Here is a 16583-nt window from a genome sequence, read left to right on the forward strand (position 1 = left end):
ATCAGAAGGACCACCGGAAGCCGACATTGATCTGGCGGCCGGTCGAGGCGTACTGCGTGATCACCGGATTGCCGTCATAGGCGAAGCGGTTGGACGTCTGGTTGGTCAGGTTCAGCGCCTCGATGACCAGCGAGGCCCCGCCAAACAGCTGATAGCTGAACGAGCCGTCGACATTGGTCGTCGACTGGCTGCCGGCGAAGTCGTTGATCAGCGGCGTCAGGCACATGCCCGGCTGGCAGCTGCCAGTCTGCAGCGGATAGGTCGAATAGTACTTGGAGCGATAGGCGGCCGAGACGCGGGCCGTCCACTTCGGGGTCTCGTAGTACAGGGTGGCGTTCACCGAGTCCGGCGACGCGCCCAGGAACGGGGCCTCGCCGATCAGTTGCGGCCGCGCCGGCGGCGTCAGCGAACCGGTGTCGATGATGTATTTCAGCTCGCTCTCGATGTGCGTGTAGTTCACCTGCGCGCCGAAGTTCTTCAGGAAGCCCGGCAGGAAGGTGAAGTTCTGCTGGTAGTTGATCTCGACCCCGCGGATGTAGCCGCCGGGCGCGTCCTTGGGCAGGCTGAAGGTGAAGGTGTTGTCGCCGTCGATATAGGCCCGCTGAGCGTCGCCGGCGGCGGTCGAGGCGGTGATGCTGGCGCGCAGCTGGGCCACGACCTCGGGGTCCAGGAAGTCGCCCAGCTTGCCCTCGGCCAGCACCCGTTGCGGGAACGACTTGATGTCCTTGTTGAACACCGCCACCGAGATCAAAGCGCCTGGGGCAAAGTACCATTCGTAGCTCAGATCCAGGTTCGTGGCCCGGAACGGCGACAGCTTGGTGTTGCCGCTGGTGACGCTGCCGCCGGTCGTGGCGCCGGCCGTCGAGGGGACCGAGAAGGCGGTGATGCCCGGCGCCAGCTGGGCCAGCTGCGGCCGCGCCATCACCTTGGCCGCGCCAAAGCGGACCAGCATGGTCGGGGTCAGCTCGAACACCGCGTTCAGCGACGGCAGCCAGTCATGGTACTTGGCGGTGTTGGTGATCGCCGCCAAGGTCGGGGTCAGGCCGTTGGCCTCCACCTCGGTGTTGGCGTAACGCACCCCGGCATTGCCGCGCACGTCGATGCCCAGCAGCGTACGGACGAAGTCGTACTGCACGTAGCCGCCCGTATCACGCTCGGTGATCTGGTAGTTCAGGCCCGGGCTGCCGCCATACGACAGGCGGAAGTCGCCGTACTTGTTCACGCAGTCGCAGTCGAAGCCGAACACCGCGGCCATCTTCCTGTTATCCGGCGCCCAGAAGCTGGTGGTCGTGCCGGCCGGGACCTTCAGCCCTTGCCCCCAGTTGATCACCTGGCCCGTCGCGGCCACCGTGCCGCCAGCTTCCAGCAGGGTCGGCGAGACCGCCTCGTTGGACGCCCGGCGCAGCTCGGTGGTGTCGAAGCCGAACTCGCGGAACGAGCCGCCCCACTTGATGTGGTCTTCACCGCCAAACGCCCGCCAGTCGAAGTCGGCGCGCAGGTTCTTGAAGGTGTTCTTGGTATGCCGGGCCTGGATGCGCAGGACCGACAGGCCCTTGACCGTGTCCCAGTTGGCCGGATTGGCCGCGTCGAAGCCGAAGTTGATCACCGGCATCGGTCCGTCGCCGCGCTCGTCATAGACGAAGTAGTCGTTGCCGGGCGTGCCCTGGCCGCTGTCCAGGCGGTTAAGGTCCGACAGCAGGCCCAGGCTGTCGTTGACCGACTCCGAATAGCCGCCGACCACGGTCAGCTTCAGGTCGTCGGTCAGTTCTTGGTCCAGGGTCGCCGACAGCTGCTTGAAGGTGGTGGTGTACTGGTTGCTGTCGTCGGCCGAGCGATAGTCGATATTGCCCAGCTTCATGTAGTCGGCGACGGGCGTCTTGGGGTTCGAGTTGTCGACGTGGGCGTCCATGATCCGCGTCGCCGGCTTACCGACGAGGGCGTCGAACAGGGCCAAACCGTTGGCGGTGGGGATGTACCCCTTCGAGGCCGGGTTATTGTAGTAATCGTAGGCGTTGAGATTGTTGGGGTTGGTGCTGTTGGCGAAGCCGGGCAGCACCCCGCCGGCGCCGCCGGTCCCCTCGCAGGCGATCGGGAACACCAGGCCCGAGGTCGAACAAGAGGAATACAGCGCCGCCGAGCCGGCGGTGGCGGTGTTGTAGTTGGTCACGGTATTGCCGAAACGGTTCAGGCCGATCGTCGAGATCTGGTAGAAGTCCGACTTCTGCTTCAGCCGCGAGTAGACGCCGTCGATGCTGAGCAGCGTGCGGTCGGTCGGCTTCCATTGGACCGAGCCGGTCAGGCCCAGGCGCTCGGTGTCGATCTCCTGGTGGTTCAAGGTCGGCAGGGTCGGCACGATCACGGTCGACCCGGGGGTCGTCTGCACCGTGGTCCCGTTGACGAATTGCCGGATCGCCCCGCCGTTCGGATAGATCATCGCATAGGCGGCCGGATCCGAACCGCGCTGGGCGTTGCAGGCGTCCAGCCGCGTGATGTTGATGCCGGGGATCACGCCGTTCAGGTTCGGGGCGATCGCCGTACCGCCGTTGCAGATGGTGTTCGACGGAGCGGCGAAGCCCTCGCGCTCGGGAATGCCCGCGGCCGGCGAACCGGCGGTCTGGCTCGGCACGGCGAACGGCCGCGAATAGGCGAAGTCGTAGGAAGCCGGGCCTCGGCCGTAGCTGTCGCTGGAGCGCTTGGCCTTGTTGTAGGCGCCCGACAGGCTGGCCCCGAAGCGGCCGATCTTGGTGTCCCAGCGGTCGGCGATCAGGCCCGCCAGGCGCGGATTGTGGTGCTTGCCGTTCTCGTAATAGCCGTCCTGGACCGAGAGGCTGATCTTGCGCCCCTTGAAGTCGAACGGCCGGCCGGTGACCAGGTCGACCGTCGCGCCCAGCGAGCCCTCGTCGACCTCGGCCGAGGCGGTCTTGCGCACGGTCAGCGAGCTGAACAGCTCCGAGGCGAAGGCGTTGAAGTCGAAGCCGCGCGAGCGGTTGGGCGTGCTGCCGCTGTCATTGCCGCCCGAGATCGACAGGGCCTCGATGCCGTTCAGACGCACGCGGGAGAAGTCGGGACCCAGGCCCCGGATCGAGATCCGCCGCCCCTCGCCATTGTCGCGGTCGATCGAGACGCCGGGCAGGCGCTGCAGGGATTCCGCCAGGTTGGCGTCGGGAAACTTGCCAATGTCCTCGGCCTTGATCGTGTCCTGCATGTCGTTGGCCCGGCGCTTGACGTCCAGCGCGCTGGCGACCGAGGCGCGATAGCCGGTGACCACCACCTCGGTGACCGTCTCGGACGGGTCGGCGGCGGCTGGCGGCGACGTGGCCTGCGCGAGGGCCGGCGTGGCGATCGCCAGGCCGCCGGCCGCGATCAGGGCCGCGCACGAGACGCGGGTCATCAGTTGGTCGAGCATGGAACTCCCCTTCCCTTTCATGTGTCGTTTCCTCGCCGACCCTTGGGCGGGTCGGTCGTCGTCGTTCAGTTGATGATGTCGATGGTCGGTCGCTGCGGGGGCGCGCCCATTCGGCGTAACGGGCCAGCACGGCCGCGCCCCGGTCGCAGCCCCCGCCGTAGCCGCCGCGCCGCTCCTTCTCGACCTCGCGCCTGGGCGGAGACCGGCGACACGCCCAGGCACGGGGCCAGCGTCAAACCTCCGAAAGAGCGAGGACCGGCCGGAAGGCGACCGGTCCCCAGTCGGAGGAGGAAATTCGAAAGGGAAGGGGCGAGCGGCCGGGCCAATACAGTCGAGGCTGACGCCAGAAGCAGGATCGCTGGCGTCCGCGCGGTCTTGATCTTGGTCCTCATCGCCCGCCTCCCCTTTCGTCTTCGCCGGCCTCAAAAGACGCGAGACCGGCGTTTTGGCCGCCAGATCAAGGCGACACCGGTGTCAGCGCCTCCCGGAAGGGGAGCCAAACGACCGTTTGAGGCAGACAAACACGAACATTGTTTGCCGTCAACCGTGACTGCCAATGATGTGATTTGGCCAATCACGCTGGACAGAGATCGGGAATTGCCCTCATTTGCCGTTCAAGATGACGGCAAATCCAGATTCAACCCTCGGTCGAAACGGCAAGGTGCGCGGTCCTCACGCCGAGCGTAGCGCCGCCATGCGCCAGCGACTGGTCGACGCCGCGATCGCTTGCCTGCATCGCATCGGATACGCGGCCACGACGACCCAACTGGTCATGGAGGAGGCGGGCGTCAGCCGGGGCGCGATGCTCCACCACTTCCCGACCAAGGTCGATTTGATCATCGCCGTGGCCGAGGGCGCGGCGGCGCACCAGAACCGCCATGTCCGCCGGCGGCTGGGCGCGATCCCGCCCGGCATGGACCGCTATCTGGCCATAACCGAGGCGACCTGGGAGGCGATGCGCGAGCCGCCGGCCATCGCCCTGATCGAGATCATCATCGCCTCGCGCAGCGACCCGGCCCTGGGCGAGCGCTTCCCCGCCATCGCCGCCGAATTCGAGGCCAGCCAGCGCGAAGGCGTCTGGGAGATGGCCCGCGAGTTGGGCGTCCAAGACCAGGAGGCGATCGAGCGGATGGTCCGCCTGCATCGCGCGGCGATGCGCGGCCTGGCGATCGAGATGCTGTTCACCGGCGACCGGGCCGCGGCCGAGGGCGGCATGGAACTTCTCGAGTGGTACAAGCGACGGCTGACAGGCGACCTTCTGACGCGAGGCGACGCGCCACTGTTCGAAGGCTCGAAAGACGCTTAGCGGTCGAGGCTAGATCGGCGTCAGTTGTCCAGTGGCCACCACCGGCCCGGTCGGCTGGCCGCCCGGCGCGCCACCCAACGGCTCCAGCGACACGCCAAGCGTCGCGCGGGGCCCTTCTGGGCCGGCCAGCTGATCCACGCGCAGCACCAGGGGCTTGCTGGGATCGAGCAGACCCAGCGACACCGGCGGCGTTCCATCGGGCATCAGCCACAGTTGCAGCGAACGGTTGGCGCGCCCTTCGGCCGAGACCGGCGTGATGATCAGCACCTGGCGCTGGCGGTCATAGGCCACGGCGAAGGCGGCCGGACCGGCCTCGGGCTTCAGCAGCGCGACCGATGTCAAATCGACCTGGCCAGAGGGCGTGGGCGCGGACGGGACCGGCGGCGTCGCGCCCGGCGTCAGCACCAGGGCGGCGATGCTGGCGGCGGCGGCCAGACCGGCCGTCGCCGCGGCGCCGCGCCAGAAGCCCAGATTGTTCCAAAGGTCGGGCTTGCGGCGTGGCGCGGCCGGCAGGCCGACCTGGGCGGCGATCCGTCGCCAGACCACGGCCGGCGGCGTCTGGGGCGGCACAGCCTCGATCAGCGGCGTCAGCCTCGCCTCCCAGGCGGCCACCTCGGCTCTCAGGGAGGGCTCGGACGCCATGCGACGCTCGACCTCGGCGCGCTCGGACGCGGTCAGCACGCCCAGCACATATTCGGCGGCCGTCAGATCATCGGGGGAAAGGTCGGGCGTGCTCATGCTTCCAGGCAAGCCTTCAACTTCTGCAAGGAGCGACGGATCCAGCTCTTCATCGTGCCCAGGGGCACCGCGAAGGCGGCCGCGATCTCCTCGTAGGTTTGGCCCTCGAAGAAGGCGGTGCGAACCGCTTTCTGCTGGGCTTCCTCCAGTTGCGACAGGCAAACATCGAGACGGCGAGCATCGTCGCTCGCCGACAGCTGGTCGAAGGCCGAGGCGCCGTCGTCGGGGACCGCGTCGGCCTCCTCGATCGGACTGAAGGCGCGCCGGCCGACCTTGCGCAGACGATCTATGGCCCGGTTGCGGGCCAGCGCCGCCAGCCAGGTGATCGGGCTGGCCCGTCCCGGCTCGAACTGGCCGGCCTTGGCCCATACGGTGGTGTAGACCTCTTGCAGCACGTCCTCGGCCTCGCTCCTGTCATTCAAGATACGAAGGCAAACGCCGAAAAGCTTCGCGGAGGTAGCGTCATAGACCTGTCGCAAGGCGGCGCTGTCGCCGACGGCCACGCGCTCCAAGGCGTCCTGCAGGGCCTGGCGGCCAGAATCGGGTGTCATGGTCGGTGGGCGGCTCACTCAGGTTCGGCCATGGCAACACGGGCGCGCGGGGCGCGCAACCGTTACCGCGCGATCAAACGCGCGCCGTGCCAACCCGCGAACGCCGCCAGGGCGGTCAACGCCACACCCCAGGCGATGTCGGCCAGGGTCAGCCGGATCGACCAGGTCCTCAAGGTCGCCTGGTTGGTGAGGTCATAGGTGGCGTAGGCGACCAACCCCAGGACCGCGCCATTCATCGCCGCCCGCGCGCTGGAGCCGTCCTTCAGCCCCGGCGCGATCGCGAGGATCGTCACGCCCAGGCCGTAGATGACGTAGAAGGCGATCGCGGCCGGCACGTCGGGTTTGGCCGCCAAGAGATCGCCCAGCACAGGCCGATAAAGCCGGGGGCCCATCACGGTCAACCAAACGGCGTCCAGGGCCAGGAAGACCACCATCGCGCAGACATAGGCGGCGACATAAGACATCGGCGACTCCTCAGACCGGTGCGAGACGATAATGGCTGACACCCCATTCGGCGCCGCCGCGATCACCGAACAGGCCGGCCGTCGCCAGGAAGAAACGCCGCCAGCGGCGCGCCCAGAGGCGCGCGTCGGAGCCGTAGACTTCGCGCATCAACCCCATGATCTCGCTTTCGTTGCGGTCGAAATTGGCCAGCCAGTCATTGGCGGTTCGCGCGTAGTGCTCGCCACTCCAGCGCCAATCCACCTCGACCTCGAACAGGTCTGGATACTGGCGCATCAGGCCGTGGCTGGGCATCAGGCCACCGGTGAAGAAGTGCTGGGCGATGAAGTCCGACCGGTCGTCGACCTCGAACCGGTATGGCGCGGCCCGGTGCGAGAAGACGTGGACGAACGCTCGGCCTTCGGGCGCCAGCCAGCCACGCATGCGCGTCAGCAGGGCCCGCCAATTGGCCATGTGCTCGAACATCTCGACCGAGACGATGCGGTCGTAGGTCGCCCTAGTCTGGAAATCGTTCATGTCGGCCGTGACGACGGTCAGATTGCTCAGGCCCATCGCGCGCGCCTCCTGGTCGATGAAGGCCTTCTGGCCGCGCGAATTGGACACCGCGGTGATCCGTGAACTCGGATAGGCGCAGGCCATCCATAGCGACAGAGAGCCCCAGCCGCAGCCAAGCTCCAGCACGGACTGTCCGTCGGCGAGCCCGGCGTGCTCGCAGGTGCGCAGCAGAGCGGCGTCCTCGGCCCGCGCCAGGGTGGCGTCGGGCGTCTCATAATAGGCGCTCGAATATTTCAGGCGCGGTCCGAGCACGAGCTCGAAGAAGCGCGGCGGCAGCTCGTAGTGCTGAGCGTTAGCGGCCTCGACATGCTCGGCCAGGGGGCGCCGGGCCATGTGAGCGGCGAAGCGCGCCTCGGCGTCCGCGGGTTCGCGTGTCAGGCGGCGACGCGCATTCGCGACGAGGGCGGCGATCGCCGGCCTGGCGACGAAGTCCGGAAACGGCGCATCCTGAAGCCGGTTGATCGAGGCGGCCAGAAGACTCATGCGGAGCACCCTTGCGCGATTGAAAGCGCGGGAAGTTACGGCGGCGCGCCGACGACGGATGCGCTGCGCATCCAAAAATCCGCCGGGCTCGTAGCTGATCGGGACAGGCGCGGCGAAGCGCGCCAAGAGAGCTTGGAGCCCGCGTAATGCCGCACAGCGTTTCGACGTCGCCCTCCCCCGCCGCGCGCTCACGCATCGCGGTGGTCGGCGCCGGGATTTCTGGCCTCTCCTGCGCCTGGTTGCTGAGCGAACGGCACGATGTGACGCTGTACGAGGCCGAGGGACGGCTGGGCGGCCACGCCAATACGATCGAAGCCGCGGGTGTCGCGGTGGACACCGGCTTCATCGTCTACAACGAGGTCAACTACCCCAACCTGACCGCGCTGTTTTCGCATCTGGGCGTGCGGACCAAGCCCGCCGACATGTCTCTGGCCGTCTCGCTGGACGACGGCGATTTGGAATACGGCAGCAAGAGCCTGGCCTCGCTGTTCGCCCAACCCGGCGTGGTCCTGCGGCCCCGCTTCTGGTCGATGCTGCGCGACCTCAACCGCTTCTACCGCACCGCGCCAGGGCATCTGGCGACGCTGGATCCGGTCGTGTCGCTCAGCCAGTACCTGCGCGACCATGGCTACGGCGCCGCCCTGAGCCAGGACCACCTGATGCCGATGGCCGCCGCCATCTGGTCGGCGAGCATCGAAGGTGTCGGAGAACATCCGGCGGCGGCGTTCATCCGCTTCTTCGAGAACCACGACCTGCTGCGCTTCGTCGGCCGGCGCGGCTGGCGCACGGTGGACGGCGGCAGTCGCGTCTATGTGGACGCCCTGGCCAAGGCCTTCGCCGGCCGCGTCCGCCTGAACACCCCGGTGGCCCACGTGCGGCGGGGGCCGGATCACGTGCTCGTCGAGGACATGGCCGGCGGGCGCGAGACCTACGACCAGGTGGTGATCGCCGCCCACGCTCCCCGCGCCCTGGCCATGCTGGACGATGCGACGGCCGAAGAGCGGGCGCTTCTTGGCGCCTTCCGGTACACGCCGAACACCGCCGTGCTGCATGGCGATCCCAGACTGATGCCCCGCCGCCGACGGGCCTGGGCCAGCTGGAACCACCTGGGCCGACGCGAAGACCCAAGCGGCGGCTGTGTCACCTACTGGATGAACCACTTGCAGGGCCTGGCCAGCGCGCCGCCGCTGTTCGTGACGCTGAACCCGCATATCACGCCCGACCCCGCCCTCACCCATCGGGTCCAGGCCTATGACCACCCACACTTCGACGCCGCCGCCCTGACCGCCCAGAAGGCGTTGTGGTCGCTGCAGGGCGCCCGCCGCACATGGTTCTGCGGCGCCTATTTCGGCGCGGGTTTCCATGAGGACGGCCTGCAGTCGGGCCTGGCCGTGGCCGAGCGGTTGGGCGGCGTGCAGCGGCCTTGGACCGTGACCGATGAAAGCAGCCGCATCGTCCTTCCCGTCGAGATCGCGGCTCGAGCGGCTTGATGACCCAATCGGCCGTCTATTCCGGTCCGGTCTTCCATCGGCGCGGGCGCCCTCGCCCGCACGCCCTGCGCCACCGGGTGTTCATGCTGCTGCTGGATCTGGACGAGCTGCCGGACCTTCTGGCGCGCTTGCGCCTGCTCCGTCCGGGACGCCGCGGCCTGCTGTCGTTCGAGCCGACCGACCATGGCGATCGGCAAGCTCGCGACCTTCGCCCGTACATCGCCGAGCGCCTCGCCCAGGCCGGGATCGAAGGCGGCGGTCCCGTGCGCCTGCTCTGCATGCCGCGCATCCTGGGTTATGGCTTCAATCCGCTGAGCCTGTATTTCTGTCATGACCGCCACGGCGGGTTGAGCGCGATCCTGTACGAGGTGCGCAACACCTTCGGCCAGCGCCATGGCTACCTGATCGCGACACCCGAGGACGGTGGCGACGCGGTGCGCCAGACCGCGCCCAAGCGCTTCTACGTTTCGCCGTTCATGGACATGGACCTGACCTATCGCTTCACGGTCACCCCGCCTGGCGACGAGGTTCGTGTTCTCGTCGATGTCCATGACGCCGAGGGCCTGCTGCTCAGCGCGGGTTTCGCCGGCCGCCGCTCGCCCCTGACCGACGCGGGGTTGCTGTCGGCCTGGCTGCGCCATCCCTTGCTCAGCTTCGGCGTGATGGCCGCGATCCACTGGGAGGCCCTGAAGATCTTCGCCAAGGGCGTGAACCTGCGTCCACGCCCGCCCGCGCCCGACCATTCGATCACCGTCGGCGCGGCCTCGATGCGAGATCACCGCCCCCGCGCCGGCGCGCCCGGCCAGATCCTGACGCCAAACAACGCACAGACTGATTTCATTGAAGATGCGTGGCGGTGAGAGAGGGATTCGAACCCTCGATAGAGTTTCCCCTATACACGCGTTCCAGGCGTGCGCCTTCAACCACTCGGCCACCTCACCAGCGCACTCGAGTCGGGGGTGGTTGAGACCCCCGGCGCGGGAAGGCGCGCAATATACTCAGGGACCGGCCGGTAGCAAGCGCGTTCCCGGATGAAACTGGCGACACGAGCGTTTATATCGAGGCGCAAGAATTTCCGCCTCGAAAGGCCGCCATGCTGTCGACGACCAAGACCCTGGAAATGCCCACCGCCGACACCGCCCTGCCGGGTCGTCCCGAGCCCATCCCGACGGCGCGGACCCATTTCATCAACGGCCATTCGTTGAAGGGTCCCTATCCCGATGGCCTGGAGACGGCGATCTTCGCCATGGGCTGCTTCTGGGGCGTGGAACGAGTGTTCTGGAAGATCCCAGGCGTCCACGTCACCGCCGCCGGCTACGCGGCCGGCATCACGCCGAACCCGACCTATGAAGAGGTCTGCACCGGCCGCACGGGGCACACCGAGGTGGTGCTGATCGTGTTCGATCCCAGGGCCGTCACCTATGAGGCGCTGCTGAAGACCTTCTGGGAAAACCATGATCCCACCCAGGGCATGCGCCAGGGCGGCGACATCGGCACGCAGTACCGTTCGGGGATCTACGTCACCAGCGACGCCCAGGCCGCCGCGGCCGTCGAGTCGAGGGAAGCCTATGCCCAGGCCCTGTCGGCCCAGGGTTTGGGCGACATCACCACCGAGATCGCCGCCGCCGGCCCGTTCTCTTTCGCCGAGGACTATCACCAGCAGTACCTGGCTAAGAACCCGGACGGTTATTGCGGCATCGGCGGGACCGGCGTGGTTTGCCCCATCGGCTTGGGTATCGACGCCTGATGACCCCGGAAGCTTTCGACAAGGCGTGCCTGGCCCTGCCGGGCGCGACGCTCTCGATCCAGTGGGGCGACGATCACGTGTTCAAGGTCGGCGGCAAGATGTTCGCCGTCCGGGGCAACGCCGTGCCGAAGGGCGGGATCTCGTTCAAGGCCTCGGACGTGGCGTTCGAGGTGCTGACCGAGACCGGTCGCGCCATCCCCGCGCCCTATCTGGCCCGCGCCAGGTGGGTGCGGTTCGACGAGCTGTCGGAGCTGGACGCCGACGAGGTCGCCGACTGGCTGAAGACCGCCCACGGCCTGATCGCGGCCAAGCTGACCCGGAAGGTCCGGGCGGAGCTGGGACTCTAGTCGGTCGACAGCCCTTGGAGCGCGGTCGTCTCGATCGCCTCCAGCAGGCGCTCGTTGGTCAGACCGGGCGTGCCAGGCGTCCACTTGGTCAGCCAGATCAGCATGCCGACCAGGAGTTGCACGACCAGCGGCGGCTCGCAGGCGACGATGGTGCCGTCGGCCATGCCCTCTTCCAGGAACCGCTCGAGCCGCTTGGACAGTCGCGCCGTCCAGGCCTCGATCGCCTGACGCTGATCTTCGGCGAGATAGGAGCTGTCGCCGAAATAGAGTTGCGGCCCGTTGCTCACCGCGTCGTCCAGCAGGGCCTTGAAGAACCGCCGCAGTTTGCAGCGGCCCGTGCCGCCGTCGGCCTCGACCACCGCCAATATGCTCTCGAAGCGTTCGAGGGAGCGCTGATGGCCGGCGAAGGCCAGGGCCTGCTTGTTGGGGAAATAGTAGTAGAGGGCCGCGTCGCGCAGGGCGATGGCCGCGCCGATCTCGGTCATGGTCGCGGCGGCGAAGCCCTTGGCGTTGATGATCTCGATGGCGGCCCGCAGGATCGCCTCGCGCTTGATCACCGACTTCAGACTCTGCGCCATCGGCCTGGCCTCATCAGCCAGCACCGTGGGATCCCCGCCCTTCGACAACCGCGCTCTCTCCTCCGCCAGCGGGCCCGATTCTTCCGTCGGGGAACGCCGATATTTCACACTTGTCACGAACGGCGCCGGGATCAATCCGTTAAATTCTAACTTGCGCTAGAATATCGAGTTCATATTAAAATCGCTCCAGTCACGTTCGGTATGCAAGGCCGCGCGTGCTGGGGCGGAAACATGACGCAAAGCGTCTTCATCCACGGCCTGGACCATCCGACCGCTTTTCGCGGCCCGGCCGGTCGGCCAGGATCGCCCTTCCCCTACGTCACAACGTCCTTTCTCCCCCAAAAGAAACCCGCGATTGCTCGAGGCGGGATGGGGAGACTTGCGGGCGATAATAAAGAAAAACAGGGAGTTAGTTATGAGAAACGTCCATCTGCTGGGGGTATCGGCCCTGGCGCTCGCCATCGCCGCCCCGGCCTATGCTCAACAGACCTCGGCCGCCGATAACAACTCGATCGCCGAAATCGTCGTCACCGCCACCAAGCGCGAACAGACCCTGCAGGACGTGCCGATCTCGGTCGCCGTCACCGGTCAGCAGACGATCGAACGCGCCCAGGTCCGCGACCTGATCGACCTGCAGTCGGTCGTTCCGTCGCTGAAGGTCTCGCAATTCAACGCCACGGGTCAGACGAATTTCGTCATCCGCGGCTTCGGCAACGGCAACGGCAACGACGGCATCGAAAGCTCGGTCGGCGTCTTCATCGACGGCGTCTATCGCAGCCGCTCGGCCGCCGCCCTGGACGACCTTCCCGAGGTCGAGCGTATCGAAGTGCTGCGCGGCCCGCAGTCGACCCTGTTCGGCAAGAACGTGTCGGCCGGCGCGATCAGCATCGTGACCAAGAAGCCGCAGTTCGAGTTCGGCGGTAAGCTGGAAGGCACCTACGGCAACTACAACACCCGCCAGGTCAAGGGCACCATCACCGGCCCGCTCAGCGACGCTCTGGCCGTGCGCCTTTCGGGCAGCGTCAACAAGCGCGACGGCTTCTTCACCAACACGACCACCGGCAACGACGTCAATGACCGCGACCGCTGGTCGATCCGCGGCGACGCCCTGTGGGAGCCGACCGACAAGACCTCGTTCCGCGTCATCGCCGACTACAACAAGATCAACGAGACCTGCTGCGGCGTGACGTCGATCTATAACGGCCCGGCGACCCTGGCCATCGCGGCGGTGCTGAAAAAGCCGATCTCCGACACGACCAGGATCTTCGACCGCGACGTGATCTTCAATACCGACCCGTCGAACACACTGTCGGGCAAGGGGATCTCGGGCCAACTGGATCATGACCTGGGTTTCGCCAAGCTGACCGCGATCAGCGCCTACCGGAAGCAGAAGAGCGCCTCGTTCCAGGACATCGACTTCACCGGCGCGGACATCTCCAACAACCGCACCGCCAACGCCATCAAGACCTTCACCCAGGAAGTGCGCCTGGCCTCCAGCGGCGACGGTCCTCTCAACTGGCTGATCGGCGGCTTCTATCAGAACGAAAAACTGGATACCGGCCGCACCATCACCTACGGCAGCGACGTCCGCGGCTTCGCCGAAGCGCTCTCGGGGCCGGTCCCGGCGGCCCTGCTGGGCGCCCTGCCGGCTACGCTGCGCCCGGCCCTGACCGGCCGGTCAAACCTCTATGCCCTGGAGTTCCTGCAAAGCCTGGCCACGCCGACCCTGGTCCGTCCCGGCTCGACCTACTTCCAAGCCGGCCAAGGCCTGAACGACTACTACAAGATGAAACAGGAGTCGTATTCGCTGTTCGGTCAGGTCGACTACCAGGTCACCGACAAGCTGACCCTGACCGGCGGCCTGGCCTATATGAACGACGAGAAGAAGGCCCGGTCGAACGTGGTCATGAACGACCCGTTCTCGGCCCTCAATCTGGGCGCGGTGCCGCAGTTCCCGGCTCTGGGACTGCCGGGTAACCTGTACAGCGCCCTGGGCGCCTTGCAGTTCTTCTACGGCAACGACCCGACGCACGGCCCGGTCAACTACCCGAACGCCTCGGAGTCCGGCCAGCTGAAGGGCGACAAGGTCACCTACGCGGTCCGGGCGGCCTATGACTTCGGCGCGATCAACGCCTATGTCAGCTACTCCACGGGCTGGAAGGCCGGCGCCTACAACCTGTCGTCGGACAGCCGTCCGCCGAACGCCAACGGCGTGGGCCGCACCGCCAAGCCGGAAGACGTCAACGTCTACGAACTGGGCGTGAAAGCCAACTTCCCCGGCGGCTACGCGAACGTCGCGGTGTTCCAGCAGTCGATCAAGGGCTTCCAGTCCAACGCCTTTACTGGCCTGGGCTACAGCCTGGTCAACGCTGGCGAGGAGTCGGTGAAGGGCTTCGAGATCGACAGCGCCTGGCGTCCAGTCCAATGGCTGAACCTGGCGGCCTCGGTGACCTATCTGGATCCGAAGTACGACAGCTTCACCGGCGCCGCCTGCGTGACGTTCGACACCGTCCGCTGCCCGGTCGACCCGGCCACCGGCCGTCGTCCGAACTTCCGCGACCTGACCGGCGACACCCCGGCCGGCATTCCGAAGTGGAACTTCTCGACCTCGGCGACGCTGAACCACGAGTTCGGGGCCGATTGGCAGGGCTATGCTCGGGTCGAATACGACTATTCGAGCAAGGTCCAGCTGACCGAGACGGTTTCGCCCGATCTGGCCAGCTATGACACCAACATCGTCAACGCCAGCCTGGGCGTCACCAACACCGCGCACCAGATCGAGGTGTCGCTGTGGGCGCGTAACCTGACCAACGACGAGAGCCTTATCTCGGCCTTCCCGACCGTGGCCCAGGACGGCAGCTACAGCGGCTATCCCAACGCCCCGCGCACCTACGGCGTGACGGTCCGCAAGAGCTTCTAAGGCTCGTCCACAAGACCCCACCCGCGGCGGCCCGGTCCTCGTGATCGGGCCGCCTTTTCTTTTGACGAAGTGGCCTGACCAATTCGGTTGCGTCCTGGCCACTGGCTGTGCTTCAACCTCCGCGCACAAGGCCGAACGGCCGCTGGAGGACGCGATGGGAACGGGACTGAAGGCTCTATTGGGGGTAATCGGCGCCCTGACCCTGCTGGCGCCGACGGCGCAGGCCTCCTCGCCCACCCTGACCCGAGCCGATAACCGCGACGGCCAGGACTTGTCCGGGACGTGGCATTACTCGGTCGACCCCTATCGCGACGGCCTCGCCGGCTTTCACCGTGGCGCGCCGGGCGCGGGCCATCGGCGGTATGACGACGTCGATGTCGACGCCCTGACCAAGGCCAAGCCGAACGCGCTCTACGAATACGATATGGATCGTTCGGCGACGGCCACCCTGCCGCAGGGCTGGATCGGCCATGACCCATCCTTGCGCTACTACCAGGGCCTGATGTGGTACACGCGCCGCTTCGACGCCGCGCCGCTGAAGCCCGGCCAGCGCGCCTTCCTGCGCTTCGAGGCGGTCAACTACACCGCCAAGGTCTTCCTCAATGGCAAGGCGGTCGGCGAGCACGAGGGCGGCTTCACGCCATTCTCGATGGAGGTCACCGACGCCCTGCGCGCCAGCAACAACCAGGTCACGGTCGGCGTCGACTCCACGCCCCAGGCCGACGGCGTGCCGCCGCCGGTGACCGACTGGGAGAACTATGGCGGCATCACTCGGCCCATGCGCCTGGTCATCACACCGGGAACCTTCATCGATGAGGCCTGGGTCCGCCTGACCAAGGACGGCAAGATCGTCGCCACCGTGACGCTGGACGGCGCTCAAGCCGCCAACCAGGAGGTCCATGTCCGCGTCGCCGAACTGGGCCTGGACGTCACCGGCAAGACCGACTCCAAGGGCGTGCTGACCGCATCCGCCGCCGCGCCCAAGGGCCTGGTCCGCTGGTCGCCCGAAAAGCCCAAGCTGTACGACGTGGTCGTCCAGACCGGCGAGGACCGCCTGACCGACCGCGTCGGATTCCGCACCATCGAGACCAAGGGCAGCGAGATCCTGCTGAACGGCAAGCCGATCTTCCTGCGCGGCATCTCGATCCATGAGGAGGAGTTCGGCGACACCCCTGCCCGCACCATAACCGAAGCCGGGGCCCGCGCCCTGTTGTCCGAGGTCAAGGAAGGCCTGCACGGCAACTTCGTGCGCCTGGCCCACTATCCGCACAGCGAGGTCACCACCCGGGTCGCCGACGAGATGGGCCTGCTGGTCTGGAGCGAGATCCCCGTCTACTGGCTGGTCGACTTCGCCAATCCGCGCACCCTGAAGCTGGCGCGCGACATGCTGGCCGACAACATCCGCCGCGACCGCAACCGCGCCTCGATCATCATGTGGAGCGTGGCCAACGAGACGCCGATCACCGACGCCCGCGACACCTTCCTCTACCAGTTGGTCGACGACGTCCGGACCCTGGACGACAGCCGCCTGGTCACCGCCGCCCTGCTGACCGACCGCAAGGACTCGGTGATGGGCCTGAATGACCCACTGGCCGAGAAGCTGGATGTGCTTTCGGCCAACACCTACAACGGCTGGTACAGCGACGACGCCCTGGACGCCCTGCCCGGGATCGCCTGGAAGACCACCGACAAGCCGCTGGTGTTCTCGGAATTCGGCGCCGACGCGCTGGCCGGCTTCAGCGATCCCTCGCTGATGCGCAAGTTCTCCGAGGACTTCCAGAAGAAGTACTACGAGAAGACCTTGGCCATGGCCCGCAAGATCCCGACCCTGCGCGGCATGTCGCCCTGGATCCTCAAGGACTTCCGCAGCCCGCGGCGCCAACACCCGATCTATCAGCAGGGCTGGAACCGCAAGGGCCTGGTCTCGCCGACCGGCCGCCGCAAGCCGGCCTTCTTCATCCTGCGGGGCTTCTACAAGGAGAAGGAGGCCGGGAAATAGG

Annotated in this window: 13 protein-coding genes and 1 tRNA gene; 7 read left to right on the forward strand and 7 right to left on the reverse strand. The window is 67.0% G+C overall.

The window, feature by feature from the left end; all coding sequences use genetic code 11:
* Position 1: 1 nt before the first annotated feature.
* Positions 2 to 3406, reverse strand: a complete 3405-nt coding sequence (locus tag ACW173_RS01035; RefSeq protein ID WP_492083043.1) for a TonB-dependent receptor — start codon at positions 3404 to 3406, stop codon at positions 2 to 4.
* Between the two features lie 661 nt (positions 3407 to 4067).
* Here ACW173_RS01035 and ACW173_RS01040 point away from each other — a divergent pair.
* Positions 4068 to 4712 (forward strand): TetR/AcrR family transcriptional regulator, encoded by a 645-nt coding sequence (locus ACW173_RS01040; RefSeq protein ID WP_492083044.1) that lies wholly within the window; start codon positions 4068 to 4070, stop codon positions 4710 to 4712.
* Positions 4713 to 4721: 9 nt separating this feature from the next.
* Here ACW173_RS01040 and ACW173_RS01045 read toward each other — a convergent pair whose 3' ends face one another.
* The 4 genes from ACW173_RS01045 to ACW173_RS01060 form a co-directional block, all read right to left on the reverse strand.
* On the reverse strand, positions 4722 to 5450 hold the full coding sequence (locus ACW173_RS01045) for an anti-sigma factor (protein WP_492083045.1): 729 nt from the start codon (positions 5448 to 5450) through the stop codon (positions 4722 to 4724).
* Entirely contained in the window at positions 5447 to 6001 is a 555-nt protein-coding gene (locus tag ACW173_RS01050) for a sigma-70 family RNA polymerase sigma factor (RefSeq protein ID WP_492083046.1), read from the reverse strand. Before ACW173_RS01050 ends, ACW173_RS01045 begins: the two co-directional genes overlap by 4 nt.
* Positions 6002 to 6063: 62 nt before the next feature.
* Complete coding sequence (locus tag ACW173_RS01055) at positions 6064 to 6465, reverse strand: DUF2177 family protein (RefSeq protein ID WP_492083047.1); 402 nt, start codon at positions 6463 to 6465, stop codon at positions 6064 to 6066.
* Between the two features lie 10 nt (positions 6466 to 6475).
* Positions 6476 to 7501, reverse strand: a complete 1026-nt coding sequence (locus ACW173_RS01060; RefSeq protein WP_492083048.1) for an SAM-dependent methyltransferase — start codon at positions 7499 to 7501, stop codon at positions 6476 to 6478.
* A gap of 146 nt (positions 7502 to 7647) precedes the next feature.
* Between ACW173_RS01060 and ACW173_RS01065 the strand changes: the two genes are divergently transcribed.
* Positions 7648 to 8991 (forward strand): NAD(P)/FAD-dependent oxidoreductase, encoded by a 1344-nt coding sequence (locus ACW173_RS01065; protein ID WP_492083049.1) that lies wholly within the window; start codon positions 7648 to 7650, stop codon positions 8989 to 8991.
* Complete coding sequence (locus ACW173_RS01070; RefSeq protein ID WP_492083050.1) at positions 8991 to 9851, forward strand: DUF1365 domain-containing protein; 861 nt, start codon at positions 8991 to 8993, stop codon at positions 9849 to 9851. The genes ACW173_RS01065 and ACW173_RS01070 overlap by 1 nt, the downstream gene beginning before the upstream one ends.
* Here ACW173_RS01070 and ACW173_RS01075 read toward each other — a convergent pair.
* A tRNA-Ser gene (locus ACW173_RS01075) sits at positions 9843 to 9932 on the reverse strand. The two genes, ACW173_RS01070 and ACW173_RS01075, sit on opposite strands and share 9 nt — an antisense overlap.
* Before the next feature lie 152 nt (positions 9933 to 10084).
* On the opposite strand from ACW173_RS01075, the gene msrA reads away from it, so the two are divergent.
* Complete coding sequence (msrA, locus tag ACW173_RS01080) at positions 10085 to 10738, forward strand: peptide-methionine (S)-S-oxide reductase MsrA (RefSeq protein WP_492083051.1); 654 nt, start codon at positions 10085 to 10087, stop codon at positions 10736 to 10738.
* Positions 10738 to 11085 carry an MmcQ/YjbR family DNA-binding protein gene (locus ACW173_RS01085; protein WP_492083052.1) on the forward strand — a complete coding sequence of 116 codons (348 nt, stop codon included), beginning with the start codon at positions 10738 to 10740 and terminating at the stop codon, positions 11083 to 11085. The genes msrA and ACW173_RS01085 overlap by 1 nt, the downstream gene beginning before the upstream one ends.
* On the opposite strand, the gene ACW173_RS01090 is transcribed toward ACW173_RS01085, so the two are convergent.
* Positions 11082 to 11711 carry a TetR/AcrR family transcriptional regulator gene (locus ACW173_RS01090; protein WP_492083053.1) on the reverse strand — a complete coding sequence of 210 codons (630 nt, stop codon included), beginning with the start codon at positions 11709 to 11711 and terminating at the stop codon, positions 11082 to 11084. The genes ACW173_RS01085 and ACW173_RS01090 overlap by 4 nt on opposite strands.
* Positions 11712 to 12078: 367 nt before the next feature.
* Between ACW173_RS01090 and ACW173_RS01095 the strand changes: the two genes are divergently transcribed.
* Entirely contained in the window at positions 12079 to 14583 is a 2505-nt protein-coding gene (locus tag ACW173_RS01095) for a TonB-dependent receptor (protein ID WP_492083054.1), read from the forward strand.
* A 154-nt stretch (positions 14584 to 14737) separates the two neighbouring features.
* Positions 14738 to 16582 (forward strand): glycoside hydrolase family 2 protein, encoded by a 1845-nt coding sequence (locus ACW173_RS01100; protein WP_492083055.1) that lies wholly within the window; start codon positions 14738 to 14740, stop codon positions 16580 to 16582.
* Position 16583 lies beyond the last annotated feature (1 nt).

Source organism: Caulobacter sp. ALps2, assembly GCF_058681635.1.

Bases quoted from the DNA above. Each gene is read 5' to 3' on its own strand.
- ACW173_RS01055 (WP_492083047.1), bottom strand. From the start codon at position 6,465: ATGTCTTATGTCGCCGCCTATGTCTGCGCGATGGTGGTCTTCCTGGCC.
- ACW173_RS01045 (WP_492083045.1), bottom strand. From the start codon at position 5,450: ATGAGCACGCCCGACCTTTCCCCCGATGATCTGACGGCCGCCGAATAT.
- ACW173_RS01095 (WP_492083054.1), top strand. From the start codon at position 12,079: ATGAGAAACGTCCATCTGCTGGGGGTATCGGCCCTGGCGCTCGCCATC.
- ACW173_RS01085 (WP_492083052.1), top strand. From the start codon at position 10,738: ATGACCCCGGAAGCTTTCGACAAGGCGTGCCTGGCCCTGCCGGGCGCG.
- msrA (WP_492083051.1), top strand. From the start codon at position 10,085: ATGCTGTCGACGACCAAGACCCTGGAAATGCCCACCGCCGACACCGCC.
- ACW173_RS01035 (WP_492083043.1), bottom strand. From the start codon at position 3,406: ATGCTCGACCAACTGATGACCCGCGTCTCGTGCGCGGCCCTGATCGCG.
- ACW173_RS01070 (WP_492083050.1), top strand. From the start codon at position 8,991: ATGACCCAATCGGCCGTCTATTCCGGTCCGGTCTTCCATCGGCGCGGG.
- ACW173_RS01060 (WP_492083048.1), bottom strand. From the start codon at position 7,501: ATGAGTCTTCTGGCCGCCTCGATCAACCGGCTTCAGGATGCGCCGTTT.
- ACW173_RS01050 (WP_492083046.1), bottom strand. From the start codon at position 6,001: ATGACACCCGATTCTGGCCGCCAGGCCCTGCAGGACGCCTTGGAGCGC.
- ACW173_RS01065 (WP_492083049.1), top strand. From the start codon at position 7,648: ATGCCGCACAGCGTTTCGACGTCGCCCTCCCCCGCCGCGCGCTCACGC.
- ACW173_RS01100 (WP_492083055.1), top strand. From the start codon at position 14,738: ATGGGAACGGGACTGAAGGCTCTATTGGGGGTAATCGGCGCCCTGACC.